Raw genomic sequence first — 13,514 nt, forward strand, 5'->3', positions numbered from 1 at the left:
CTAAAAATATTTTATCACTACAGTATACAATAATTATTTAAAATTTACAATAGGTACAAGTTTTTTTTATAAAAAAAAGTTGAGCTAATTGCATAGACATTAGAAAAAAATAATGATATAATACTTAACAGTGTGATTTAGATTAAATAAAAATTATTGGAGAATAAATAAATGAAAAAAAATAAAAGGGTTATCTTTATAATAACATGTTTTATTTTTATGATGAGTTATTCAAGCCTTTTAGGAACAGCTAATTTTAATAAACAACTAAATGTTCTTGTAGATGAGAATAACTTGAGTTATGAAGATATACAGCAGTTAATATCGGAAGTAAACCGTATAGAAAGTATAAAATATAATAAACAACTTAAAAGAGAACTCAGAAGAATAGGAAAATTAAAAGAAAAAGAAAAACAGACAACAGATAATAAGTTTTTTGTTGGAAATAATACAGTTTCAGAATTATCATTGTTTTATTATAATAAAATTACAAATGAAACCAGTAAATCAAATATTTTAAGCAATAAATCAGATATTTTGAGTATAAAGTATCTGAAAAATAGTGAAAATAATTTAAGGATGATTGAATAGAAAAGTTTTATTTTTGAAATAAGTAAAATAAAATAAATAAAAAATAAAGCTTAAAGAGAGGAGAGATTATTTCATAATTCAGTAAAAAATATTGGAGTAAAAAATATTAGAATTATGAAATATAGTTATTAAAAATTATGTTAAAGAAATTAGGAAAAAAAATATTTGGAACGGCTGATGAGCGTGAAATAAAAAAGATGAGAAAATTAGTAGGCCATATTAATGATATAGAACCTGAATTTGAAAAATTGACTGATGAAGAATTGAAACATAAAACGGTAGAATTCAGAGAGAGGCTTGAAAAAGGTGAAACTCTTAATGATATACTTGTAGAGGCTTTCGCAACAGTAAGAGAAGCGGCAAAAAGAATTACAGGAATGAGGGCATACGATGTACAGTTAATCGGAGGAATGATTTTACATAACGGAAGAATAGCAGAAATGAAAACAGGAGAAGGAAAAACTCTGATGTCAACATTACCTATTTATCTAAATGCTCTTACAGGTAAAGGAGTCCATGTTGTAACGGTCAATGACTATCTGGCAAAAAGGGATAGGGATACTATGGGGGAAATCTATGATTTTCTTGGACTTACTTCGGGAGTAATTATCGCAAATATAACTAACGAACAGAGAAAAAGAGCATATAATGCCGATATAACTTATGGTACAAACAATGAATTCGGTTTTGACTATCTGAGAGATAATATGGTAGGTGAATTGGAAGATAAAGTTCAAAGAGGTCATAACTATGCCATTGTCGATGAGATAGATTCGATATTGATAGATGAGGCAAGAACTCCGTTGATTATTTCAGGAGCGGCAGAAGAAACTACGGAATGGTATAATACATTTGCAGATGTTGCTGCAAGATTGAAAAGAAGTTATAAGACAGAAGAAATAAAAGATAAGAAAAATACAGTAATTCCCGATGAGGACTGGGAAGATTATGAAGTAGATGAAAAATCTCATACAGTAACAATTACTGATAAAGGTATAAAAAATGTAGAAAAGATATTAAAAATCGATAATCTGTACTCTCCTGAAAATGTTGAATTAACACATTTTCTGACACAGGCATTGAAAGCGAAGGAATTGTTTAAGCTTGATAGAGACTATATTATAAATGATGACGGAGAAGTAATTATCGTAGATGAATTTACAGGTAGACTTATGGAAGGAAGAAGATACTCCGATGGACTTCATCAGGCTATAGAAGCTAAGGAAAAACTTGAAGTGGCAGGAGAAAACCAGACCCTTGCGACGATTACTTTACAGAATTATTTTAGAATGTATAATAAGCTATCAGGAATGACAGGAACTGCAAAAACAGAAGAAGACGAATTCAAGCAGATTTATAAACTTAGAGTTATAGAAGTTCCTACTAATAAACCTGTTATAAGAAAGGACTTGGCAGATGTAATATATATGACAAAGGCTGCAAAATACAGAGCAGTTGCCAGAAAGATAAAAGAGCTTTATACTAAAGGACAGCCTGTCCTTGTAGGTACTGCTTCTATAGAACACTCGGAAGATGTATCGGCATTGCTGAAAAAAGAAAAAATTCCTCATGAAATACTGAATGCAAAACACCATGCAAGAGAAGCGGAAATAATTGCTCAGGCCGGAAGATATAAAACAGTTACAATTGCTACAAATATGGCAGGTAGAGGTACTGACATAAAGCTTGGAGGGGATCCCGAATCATTTGCACTGAAAGTAGCGGAAAAAGGTACTGAAGAATACAAAGAAGCTTATAATACTTATGCAAGAGACTGTGAAGAGGACAGAAAAAAAGTTCTTGAAGCGGGAGGATTATTTATTTTAGGAACAGAAAGACATGAAAGTAGACGTATAGATAATCAGCTTAGAGGACGTGCAGGGAGACAGGGAGATCCCGGAACATCAGAGTTTTATTTGTCTGCCGAAGATGATTTGATGAGACTGTTCGGCGGCGATAGACTGAAATCTATGATGAAGTTCTTAAAATTAGATGAAGATGAGGAAATAAGACACAAACAGATAACAAAAGTAGTTGAAAATGCCCAAAAAAGAATAGAAAGCAGAAACTTTTCATCAAGAAAAAGTCTTATTGAATATGATGATGTAAATAATAAACAGAGAGAAGTAATTTATACTCAAAGGGATCAGGTTCTAAAAAATGAAGAACTGAAAGAACTTATACTGAGTATGATGAGAGAAACAGTTGAAGAAACTGTAAATACTTCATTAATGGCAGATACTATAGAAGAGCATGATATAAAAGTTCTCGAAGATAAATTTAGAGAAATATTTGATTATGAATTACCTGAAAACCTTAAAAATCAAAACAGAGAAGAAATAATAGAAGCTGTCAATAAAGATTTGACGGACAGATATAATATGAAAGAACAGTTAATTGGAGAGGAAACATTCAGAAGAATAGAAAGATATATAATGCTCGAAGTATTAGACCAGAAATGGAGACAGCATTTAAAAGACCTTACTGAATTGAGAGAAGGAATAAGATTGAGATCTTATGGGCAGAGAAATCCTATCCATGATTATAAAATAGTCGCATTTGACATCTATAATGAAATGATTGACGCAATAAAAAGAGAAACAAGCTCCTTTATATTGAAATTAAGAGTAAAAGGAGAAGAAGAAACTGAAAATTTCAAACGTGAAGAAGTTTCCAATGTCAAATATGAGCATAGTAATTTAGATGAAAATGACGGAGAAATTACAGAAGCTGACAGACTGGAAGCAAAAGAGGCTGAAAAGCAGTTGTCAAGAAGAGAAAGAAGAGAGCTTGAGAGAAAGAATAAAAAATAGATTGTTCGTAAAAAAAATTAAAAATTAGTACAAGATAAAAATCTGAATACACAGATGAACATTCAGGAAATATATTTGTTTTATTATTTGTGAGGTTTTTCTATTTGGAAATCATGTTTACTTGATTGGGCAGATAAAAAAACTTCACAAAATTTCTTGACAAATGCTGAGTTATTTATTATAATAGCTTGTATTGTAATTTATTTTAAGAGCATATTCATAATAATGCTTATTATATACCAAAATTATTGGAAAGGAGTCGATAATAATGGCAGTACCTAAGAAAAGAACTTCTAAAGCAAAAAGAAACATGAGAAGAGCACACGATTCAATCAAAGCACCTAATATAATAGTTGAAGCTGACGGAACAGTGAGAAGACCTCATAGATTAAATCTTGAAACTGGAGTATATAGAGGCAGACAAGTATTACAAGCTGACAATTCTGCAACTGATTCTGAATAAAATTAAGCAAGATAAAAAGAGTCTTGCTTTTTTTATTTAAAAATTAAAAAGAAATTTTATAAATTGTAATTTTTAACATTTTATGATAAACTTCATACATAATAAATTTAAAAAATTATTTTGAAAAAATATTATTAATTAAATAAATAATCGAGGTGAATAAATGAAAATAGGAATATTGGGAACAGGTTCTTATTTACCTGAAAAAGTGTTGACTAATGATGATTTGTCAAAAATGGTTGATACTAATGATGAATGGATAAGAACTCGGACAGGAATACAGGAAAGAAGAATTGTAGCCGAAAATGAAGCGACGTCTGATTTGGCATACAGGGCTGCTGAAAAAGCCATAGAAGACGCAGGAATAGACAGGAATGAAATAGAGCTTGTAATAGTAGCCACTATGACGGCTGACCATGCTACTCCTTCTACAGCTGCCATAGTTCAGGATAAATTAGGCATCAGAGCATCGGCATTTGATTTATCTGCTGCATGTACAGGATTTATATATGCTTATACAACAGGATATAGTTTTATCAAAGCGGGGATATATAAAAAAGTTCTTGTAATAGGAGCAGAATCAATGTCCAGAGTTGTTGACTGGGAAGACAGAGGTACATGTATCTTATTTGGAGACGGAGCGGGTGCAGTGGTACTTGGTGAAGTTGAAAGTGGAGGATTTATAAGCTCACATCTTGTAGCTGACGGTTCGGGAGCCTGCGAGCTTATAGTACCTGCTGGCGGGTCAAGGAAACCTGCAAATATTGAGGCAATTCAAAATAAAGAAATATATATGCAGATGAATGGAAGAGAAATTTTTAAATTTGCTGTAAAAGTATTTCCTGAAACTGTTGAAAACGTATTGAAACAGGGAAACATAACTCCTGATGATGTGGATTTATTCATACCTCATCAGGCAAATGTGAGAATTATCGAATCAATAGCTAAAAGATTTAAACAGCCTATGGATAAATTTTTTGTAAATCTTCAGAAATATGGAAATACTTCAGGAGCTTCGGTACCTATCGCCATAGATGAAGCAAACAAAGAAGGAAAACTGAAAAAAGGAGACAAAATAATAATAGTAGGATTTGGCGGTGGACTGACTTACGGCTCGATATTATTTGAGTGGTCCAAATAGGAATAATACTAATATAGAGTACTTGTTAATAGATTGGCGGATAATTTTAGCAAATAGTTAATATTATAAATATTGTTATAAATATATATACGATTAGAAAATATATTTTAGAGAGTATATTTGTAAAACATATTTATAAAAATATATTTGTAAAATAAAAAAAGAAAAAAGTAAAAAAATACAATAAGAAAGTATATAATTTTTACAGTTAAAGAAAGGGTGAAAAAAATGAATAAAAAACTTTTGTGGGGAGTAATTGTAATTATTCTAAGTTTATTTTACGGTATTCAGATGTTTTTTCCGGATTTTCTGGATGAAAATATATTAAGATATATTTTTAACTATCAAATGATATTAATATTGATAGGTTTATTTTTCATTGTTAAGAAAAATAATTTTGGATGGTTTGTATTTGCGATAGGGATATATTTATATTTACAGCAGTTTTTAGGAGAGTATTTTAGTAAAGGACTTCCTATAATTACTCTTATCGGCGGGATAGTTCTTGTAACTTTGGGAGTAAAAGAACTGAATGCAGGAAAGCCTAAAAAAGAAAAAAAATCTTCCAAATTTTCCGAAGAGAGCGAAAAGAAAAAAGATGACAAAGTGGTTGATGCTGAAGAAATTAAGTAGTATATAAATAGCGTATTTCTAAAATAAATATTAAATAATAAACTGTATCAGGAGGAATAAATGTCTAAAATAGCTTTTGTATTTCCCGGGCAGGGGACTCAATATGCCGAAATGGGGAAAAAATTATATGAGGAAGCGGATAGTAAAACAAAAAAACTAATTGATGAAATATTTGAAAATATTGAAAATAAAAATGTAAAGAGAGTTCTTTTTGAAGGGACAGATGAAGAAATAAAAGATACTAAATATGCTCAACCTGCAATAGCATTATTTTCAGTAATACTGACAAAATTATTAAATGAAAAAGGAATAAATCCTGATTATGTAGCGGGACACAGTCTGGGAGAATATAGCTCATTATATGCTTCAGGAGTGTTAGATGAGAAAGAAACATTAAAATTAATCGCAGCAAGAGGAGAAATAATGAGTAATGCTCATATAAATGGTGCTATGGCTGCAATATTAGGACTTTCTGCTGATGAAGTTGAAAAAATCTGTAATGAAATAAATGGTGTGATAGAAGCGGTAAATTATAATGAGCCTAAGCAGACCGTAATCGCAGGAGAAAAAGAAATTCTTGAAAATAATTCCGAAATTTTTAAGGAAAGAGGAGCTAAGAGAGTAGTACCTTTAGCAGTGTCGGGTCCTTTTCATTCTTCTTTGATGAAACCTGTTGCAGAGCAGCTGAAAAAAGAATTTGAGAAATATTCATGGAAAGACGTTAAAGTTCCTGTTATTGCGAATACTACCGCAAATATTCTCAATAGTGCTGATGAAATAAAAGAAGAGCTTTACAGGCAGACATTTGGACCCGTAAAATGGGTAGATACGATAAATAAGTTATATGAAAATGGTGTTACGAAAATTTATGAAATAGGACCGGGAAAAGTTCTGGCAGGACTTATTAAAAAAATAAATAAAGATATTGAAGTAATTAATATTGAGAATTTGGAAAATATAAATAATTTGTAAATTTAAAACTGTAGGATTAAAATTATAAAATTTCAAAAAATTTATGTATAAAATTTATATACGATAGTTTATATCAGTTTTATTGTAAAATTGTTTTTAATTAGAAAAGATATATTTAAATAATTTCTTTAATACGATATAAAAAAGTTATTTAATAACCGAAAATATATAACATAGGTTATTTAAAAAGTATTGCATTTTTCCAATTCTTTTGATATAATTACTTGAAATAAAAAAATGGAGGTGGCATATAATGCTAGATAAAATAAAATCAATAGTAGTGGAACAGTTAGGAGTAGATGAGGACCAAGTTACTGAAGATGCATCATTTATTGATGATTTGGGGGCTGACTCTTTGGATACAGTTGAATTGATTATGGCATTTGAAGAAGAATTTGATATTGAAATACCTGATGAAGATGCACAAAAAATTAAAACAGTTAAAGACGTGATGGATTATATCGAATCAAAACAATAAATAATTTCAATTAGTGGGGGAAATTCCCCCTTTTTTTATTGAAAATTATTTGAAAAAATATGAAAAAATTAGTATAATAATATATAAAGGATAAAAATAAATGAGTGAGGTGTATAAATGAAAAGAGTAGTTATTACAGGAGTAGGGCTTATCACTCCGTTAGGTACCGGAAAAGATAAAACTTGGAAAAGATTACTTGACGGGGAATGCGGTATAGATAAAATTACAGCTTTTGACAGTACAGAATATCCTGTCCATATTGCAGGAGAAGTTAATGACTTTAACCCTGAGGATTATATTGAAAAAAAAGAATTGAAAAAAATAGGAAGATTTTCCCAATTTGCAATAGCCGCTTCAATAGAAGCATTAAAAGATGCAAAATTTGAGATTACTCCTGAAAATGCTGATAGAGTAGGAGTAATTATAGGTTCGGGAATTGGGGGACTTGAAATAATAGAACAGGAAATAGGAAAACTTGTGGAAAAAGGTCCTAAAAAAGTGTCACCTTTCTATATACCGGCAGCGATTTCAAATATGGCAGCGGGAAACGCTTCCATATATCTTGGGGCAAAAGGACCGAATAAATCGATAGTTACAGCCTGTGCTTCAGGTACAAACTCTATAGGTGATGCTTTTCAGACTATATTATTGGGGAAAGCTGATGTAATATTGGCAGGGGGTACTGAAGGTACTGTTACTCCAAGCGGAATAGCAGGATTTGGAAACTTGAAAGCATTATCGACAAATCCTGACCCTAAAAAAGCTTCAAGACCTTTTACTGCTGATAGAGACGGATTTGTACTGGGAGAGGGAGCAGGAATATTGGTACTGGAAGAACTGGAACATGCAAAAAAAAGAGGAGCAAAAATATATGCTGAAGTTGTAGGATATGGAGAAACGGGAGACGCTTATCATATGACTGCACCTTCGGACGGAGGAGAAGGAGCTGCAAGAGCAATAAAAATGGCTTTGGAACAGGGAAATGTAAAACTTGAGGAAGTAGGGTATATAAATGCCCATGGAACTTCTACTCCTGCTAATGATAAAAATGAAACTAAAGCTATAAAAGCTGCTTTTGGAGACTATGCTTACAAGCTGGCAGTAAGTTCCACAAAAGGGGCAACAGGACATTTGCTGGGAGGAGCAGGAGGAGTTGAAGCCGGATTTCTTGCACTGGCAATAGACGAAGGAATTTTGCCGCCTACTATAAATCAGGATAATCCTGACCCTGAATGCGATCTTTACTATGTTCCTAATAAATCTGAAAAAAGAGAAATAGAAGTAGGACTTTCCAATTCATTAGGTTTTGGTGGTCATAATGCCGTTCTTGCTTTTAGAAAATATAAGGATAAATAAAAAAATATGACAAGGAAAATCCGGAGTGTTTTTATTGTTCCGGATTTTCTGAAATATGAGACTGATATAGGAGTTATATTATGAAAGCTAAAAATATTCAGGAACTGATGAAAAAAATAAATTATCAGTTCAAGAATGAAGATTATTTGAAAGAAGCTTTAACTCATAGGTCTTTTTCCAATGAAAACGATAAATTCAAAAAGTTTGATAATGAAAAACTGGAATTTTTAGGAGATGCAGTTTTAAATTTAATAGTTACGGAATATATATATGGTCTGGACAAAAGAAAAAGCGAAGGAGATTTGGCAAAACTCAAGAGCCAGATAATAAGTGAGCCTGTGTTTTCAGCTATTGCAGCAGAAATAAAATTAGGGGAGTATCTTTATCTGAGTAACGGAGAAGCTGCTTCGGGCGGAAGAAAAAGAAGATCTATTTTAGGAGATGCTTTTGAAGCATTAATAGGAGCAATTTTTAAAGATTCTGATTATTATACTGCAAAACAGATTGCGTTGGAATTTTTACCTGACAAGGTGGAAAATTTAAAAGATATAGAAGGTATAGCTGATTATAAAACAGTATTACAGGAGATATTCCAGAGTAAATATAAGAAAATGCCTGAATATCAATTAATGAATACAAAAGGACCGGATCATAACAAAAGATTTGAAATTTCAGTAAAACTCAATGATGAAATAATAGGTACAGGCAGAGGAAGAAGTAAGAAAGAAGCAGAAAAAAAAGCTGCAAAAAAAGCTCTTGAATTTATTAAAGGCAGAAAATACAATACAAAATAATGAAGTGAGGGGAAAATGATTAAAACGGCACTTTATCCCGGGAGTTTTGACCCTATAACAAACGGGCATATAGATATAATAAAACGTTCGGCAAATCTGTTTGACAAACTTATAATTGGCATTTTTAAAAATTCCTCAAAAAAACAGGCATGGTTTTCAGATGATGAGAAAGTGGAGATGATAAAAGAGGTACTCAAGAGAGAGAATGTCGACGCTGAAGTGAAGATATTCAACGGACTGCTTGTAGATTTTATGTATAAGGAAAAAGTTGATATCCTTATAAGAGGATTGAGAGCATTGTCAGATTATGAATATGAGCTGCAATTTACTTTGACTAATAAGGCACTTGCTAAAAGTGAATTTGAAACTATATTTTTGAGTGCATCAAGAAAATATTTGTATTTGAGCTCCAGTCTTGTAAAGGAAATTGCACAAAATCATGGGGATTTGAAAAGTTTTGTCCCTGAAAATGTAGAAAAAAAATTGATTGAAAAAGTAAATCAAATGGAGTTATAAATTCTCTCAAATGAAAATATAAAAGATTATGAAATATAATATGAAATATTAATTGACTATTTTAAAAAATATATTATAATAAAGAAAACGGCACAATTTATTCTATTTATAAAAATGATTTGAATGATAGAAATTGAATTATAATAGAAAGATTAAGGGGGATAATTTGGATTATGGCAGCGACCAAATCAAACTCAAAAGTAAAATATATATGCTCTGAATGTGGATACACTTCACAAAAATGGCTTGGAAAGTGTCCAAACTGTGATTCGTGGGGGACTTTTGAAGAAGAAATAGATATAAAAAAGGCTTTTAAAAATATTGAATCAAAAGAAATATCTATAAGTAAAATTTCTGAAATAGAAATTGAAAAAGAATTCAGAATGGTAACTCAATACAAAGAATTTGACAGGGTTCTCGGAGGAGGACTTGTCAAAGGGGAAGTAGTCCTGATAACAGGAAGTCCCGGAATAGGGAAGTCCACATTTTTACTCCAGTTATCCGAAGAATATTCAAAAATAGGTAATGTCTTTTATGTTTCGGGGGAAGAGTCTCCAAGACAGATAAAACAGAGAGCCGACAGAATAAATGTAAACAGTCGGAATTTATATATTCTCAATGATACAAATATCGAAAAAATAGAAAATATTATATTAAGAGATAAACCGAAAGTAGTAGTTATAGATTCTATACAGACTCTGTATTCAGAAAATGTAAATTCCGTCCCCGGAAGTGTTACCCAGATAAGGGAGACAACTTTAAAATTAATAGAGATTGCAAAGAAAAATGAGATTTCTTTTTACATAGTAGGACATATAACAAAAGACGGAAAACTTGCAGGTCCTAAACTTTTAGAACATATGGTGGACGCAGTGCTTCAGATTGAAGGAGAAGAAAATAATTATTACAGAATAATAAGATCCATAAAAAACAGATACGGCTCTACAAATGAAATTTCAATTTTTGATATGAAAGAAAATGGAATAAGTGAAGTAAAAAATCCTTCAGAATTTTTTATAAGCGATAGAGAAGAAAAAAATATAGGAAGTATAATAGCTCCAATATTTGAAGGAAGCAGAGTATTTCTGTTTGAGATACAATCGCTTTTGAGTACACCCAGTTTCGGTATACCGAGAAGAACAGTAGAAGGTTATGATAAAAATAGAGTGGAAATATTGAGTGCGGTACTATCAAGGTCATTGAACATAGATGTAAATTCTAAAGATATTTACATTAATATTCCCGGAGGAATAGAATTAAAAGACAGAAGCTCGGATTTGGCAGTAATATTCTCTCTACTTTCCTCGGTAAATAAAACTCCAATCAGTCAGAAAATTGCCGCAATAGGTGAACTGGGATTGAGAGGAGAGGTAAGAAAAGTGTCATTTATAAAAAACAGGATAAATGAACTCGAAAAATTAGGATTTACAGGAGTTTATCTGCCTAAGAGTAATAAAGAAGATATAAAAAATGAAAAAACAAAAATTAAATTAAATTATATAAGTAATATTAGTGAGTTAGTGGAAAGGATGAAAATATGAAAAAAAAAGAACCTAAAAAGAAAATACTTGAATATGTATTTTCCATATTAGCACCGGGAACGCCATTGAGGTCTGCTATAGACAGAGTACAGGAGGCTTCGCTCGGAGCGATAGTCGTTTTGGGAGACCCTTCCGATTTATCGGGTATAATTAGAGGAGGATTTAAACTGAACACCCCTTATACTCCACAGAAACTGTATGAACTTTCTAAAATGGACGGCGGAATTATACTGTCCGAGGATATAAAAACTATATATGGAGCAAATATCCAACTTCAGCCTAACTCAAATATAAAAACTGATGAGAGCGGTACAAGACACCAGTCTGCTCACAGAGTAGCCAAACAGACAGGAAATCTTGTCATTACCGTTTCGGAAAGAAGAAACAAAATTACTATATATAAAGGAGAATTTAGATATACTTTACATGACATAGGAGATTTGCTTGTGAAATCTTCTCAGGCGATGACTGCTTTGGAAAAATACGCAGTAGCAATAAGTAAAAATTTAATAAATCTGACTGTTTCTGAATTTGATAATATGGTTACATTATACGATATTGTAGAAATTATAAGAATGTATGGACTGCTTTTTAGAATGTCCGATGAGCTGATAGAATATATATCCGAGCTGGGAGCAGAGGGAAGACTTGTAAAAATACAGTATCAGGAGATCATGCTCAATCAGGATGAAGAATTTACAGATTTAATAAGAGATTATAAGAAAAATGATGAAAAAGTCGAAAAAGTAATGGAAAATTTAAGAATGCTGAATAAAGAAGAATTACTTGAAGATGAAAATATAGTAGAAATTTTGGGATATAACCTTAAGAATATAAGTCTTGATGAAATAATCAATTCAAGAGGATACAGAATATTGGGAACAATAAATAAAGTAACAAAAAAAGATATAGAAATGCTTGTAGCCGAATTTACTGAAATACAGGCAATCTTAATGGCTACCGCTGAAGAAATGACGCAAGTAAAAGGAATAAGCAAATTAAAAGCGGAGCATATAAATAAAGCATTAATAAGACTAAGAAATAGAGTAATGCTTGACAGATATTAAATAAACATAGAAAGGGAAAGGAATAATGGAAGAAAAAGTAGTTGTCGGAGGACAGGCTGTAGTCGAAGGAGTTATGATGAGAGGTCCTAAGGCTATTGCAACAGCAGTAAGAAAACATGACGGGAGTATAGTTTATAAGAAAATCGAATTAACCGAGAAAAATAATAAATGGTTCAAAATACCTTTTATAAGAGGTGTATTTGCCCTATTTGACGCTATGGTGGTAGGGACAAAAGAACTGATATTTGCTTCAAATCAGGCAGGACTGGAAGAGGAAAAACTAAATGACAGTCAGATTACGTGGACTGTTACAGGTTCCATATTACTTGGAGTAGCAATATTTATGGTTTTACCTTCCTATATCGGAGGATTTATATTTAAAGAAAAAACTGTAATGGCAAATATTCTTGAAGCGATTGTAAAACTTGTTTTCTTTTTAGGATATATATGGGGAATTTCATTTTTTAAAGATATAAAAAGAGTGTTTGAATATCATGGGGCAGAACATAAAAGTATTATAAACTACGAAGAAGGTACGGAACTTACACCTGAAAATGCAAAAAAATGTACAAGATTTCATCCGAGATGCGGAACGAGTTTTCTGTTACTCGTAATGTTTATAAGTATCTTAGTATTTTCAGTAGTTGACTTGCTATTTGGAGTAACAAGGGAAAATAGTGGAATGGTTATGTTTTTAATATATAAACTTATAACAAGGGTATTGTTTGTACCGGTTGTAGCGGGAATATCTTATGAACTTCAGAGATGGACAAGCTACCATTTGAATAACGGTTTTGCAAAAATAATAGCAAAACCGGGAATGTGGCTTCAGAAAATTACTACGAGCGAACCTGATGAGAGTCAGCTGGAAGTGGCGATAGTCGCACTAAATGTTGCATTAGGAAAAGAAGTAACAAATGCTACGGAAGTTTTTGAGTAAAACAAAATTTGGATAATCTAAATAAATTAAATAATTTGAATAAAATGAGAGATAATAAGAAATTAAGTTAAAAATAATAGAATAAAAATAGTAAAAGTAATATTTGTTGATTTTAAAGAATTTTATAAATATATTTTTACTATTTTTATTTTATTCAAAGTTGTAGTTGCAGTAACTTTTATTTTTTATCCTTTTTATTTAAAAAATTT

At 31.3% G+C, this 13,514-nt stretch carries 13 protein-coding genes; all 13 read left to right on the plus strand.

Annotation, left to right across the window (positions count from 1 at the left end):
- Positions 1 to 171: 171 nt before the first annotated feature.
- The 13 genes from ACO5J6_RS02495 (at position 172) to ACO5J6_RS02555 (ending at position 13,305) form a co-directional block, all read left to right on the plus strand.
- Positions 172 to 591, plus strand: a complete 420-nt coding sequence (locus ACO5J6_RS02495) for a hypothetical protein (RefSeq protein WP_485641850.1) — start codon at positions 172 to 174, stop codon at positions 589 to 591.
- A 137-nt stretch (positions 592 to 728) separates the two neighbouring features.
- Complete coding sequence (gene secA / locus ACO5J6_RS02500; RefSeq protein WP_485641851.1) at positions 729 to 3,404, plus strand: preprotein translocase subunit SecA; 2,676 nt, start codon at positions 729 to 731, stop codon at positions 3,402 to 3,404.
- Between the two features lie 268 nt (positions 3,405 to 3,672).
- Positions 3,673 to 3,867 (plus strand): 50S ribosomal protein L32, encoded by a 195-nt coding sequence (gene rpmF / locus ACO5J6_RS02505; protein ID WP_485641852.1) that lies wholly within the window; start codon positions 3,673 to 3,675, stop codon positions 3,865 to 3,867.
- A gap of 163 nt (positions 3,868 to 4,030) precedes the next feature.
- Complete coding sequence (locus ACO5J6_RS02510; protein WP_485641853.1) at positions 4,031 to 5,008, plus strand: beta-ketoacyl-ACP synthase III; 978 nt, start codon at positions 4,031 to 4,033, stop codon at positions 5,006 to 5,008.
- Between the two features lie 228 nt (positions 5,009 to 5,236).
- A complete protein-coding gene (locus tag ACO5J6_RS02515; RefSeq protein ID WP_485641854.1) occupies positions 5,237 to 5,641 on the plus strand; it encodes a hypothetical protein in 405 nt (134 codons plus the stop codon).
- A gap of 60 nt (positions 5,642 to 5,701) precedes the next feature.
- Positions 5,702 to 6,613, plus strand: coding sequence for an ACP S-malonyltransferase (gene fabD / locus ACO5J6_RS02520; protein WP_485641855.1), 912 nt, complete (start codon positions 5,702 to 5,704; stop codon positions 6,611 to 6,613).
- A 253-nt stretch (positions 6,614 to 6,866) separates the two neighbouring features.
- Entirely contained in the window at positions 6,867 to 7,091 is a 225-nt protein-coding gene (locus tag ACO5J6_RS02525; protein WP_485641856.1) for an acyl carrier protein, read from the plus strand.
- 117 nt (positions 7,092 to 7,208) lie between these two features.
- Positions 7,209 to 8,447 (plus strand): beta-ketoacyl-ACP synthase II, encoded by a 1,239-nt coding sequence (gene fabF, locus ACO5J6_RS02530; RefSeq protein WP_485641857.1) that lies wholly within the window; start codon positions 7,209 to 7,211, stop codon positions 8,445 to 8,447.
- Between the two features lie 80 nt (positions 8,448 to 8,527).
- Complete coding sequence (rnc, locus tag ACO5J6_RS02535) at positions 8,528 to 9,241, plus strand: ribonuclease III (protein WP_485641858.1); 714 nt, start codon at positions 8,528 to 8,530, stop codon at positions 9,239 to 9,241.
- 15 nt (positions 9,242 to 9,256) lie between these two features.
- Positions 9,257 to 9,757, plus strand: coding sequence for a pantetheine-phosphate adenylyltransferase (gene coaD, locus ACO5J6_RS02540; RefSeq protein WP_485641859.1), 501 nt, complete (start codon positions 9,257 to 9,259; stop codon positions 9,755 to 9,757).
- Between the two features lie 173 nt (positions 9,758 to 9,930).
- Positions 9,931 to 11,298 carry a DNA repair protein RadA gene (gene radA / locus ACO5J6_RS02545; RefSeq protein ID WP_485641860.1) on the plus strand — a complete coding sequence of 456 codons (1,368 nt, stop codon included), beginning with the start codon at positions 9,931 to 9,933 and terminating at the stop codon, positions 11,296 to 11,298.
- A complete protein-coding gene (gene disA, locus ACO5J6_RS02550) occupies positions 11,295 to 12,365 on the plus strand; it encodes a DNA integrity scanning diadenylate cyclase DisA (RefSeq protein WP_485641861.1) in 1,071 nt (356 codons plus the stop codon). Before radA ends, disA begins: the two co-directional genes overlap by 4 nt.
- Positions 12,366 to 12,390: 25 nt before the next feature.
- Complete coding sequence (locus ACO5J6_RS02555; RefSeq protein WP_485641862.1) at positions 12,391 to 13,305, plus strand: DUF1385 domain-containing protein; 915 nt, start codon at positions 12,391 to 12,393, stop codon at positions 13,303 to 13,305.
- Positions 13,306 to 13,514 lie beyond the last annotated feature (209 nt).

The sequence above is a fragment of the Pseudoleptotrichia sp. genome, assembly GCF_057270515.1.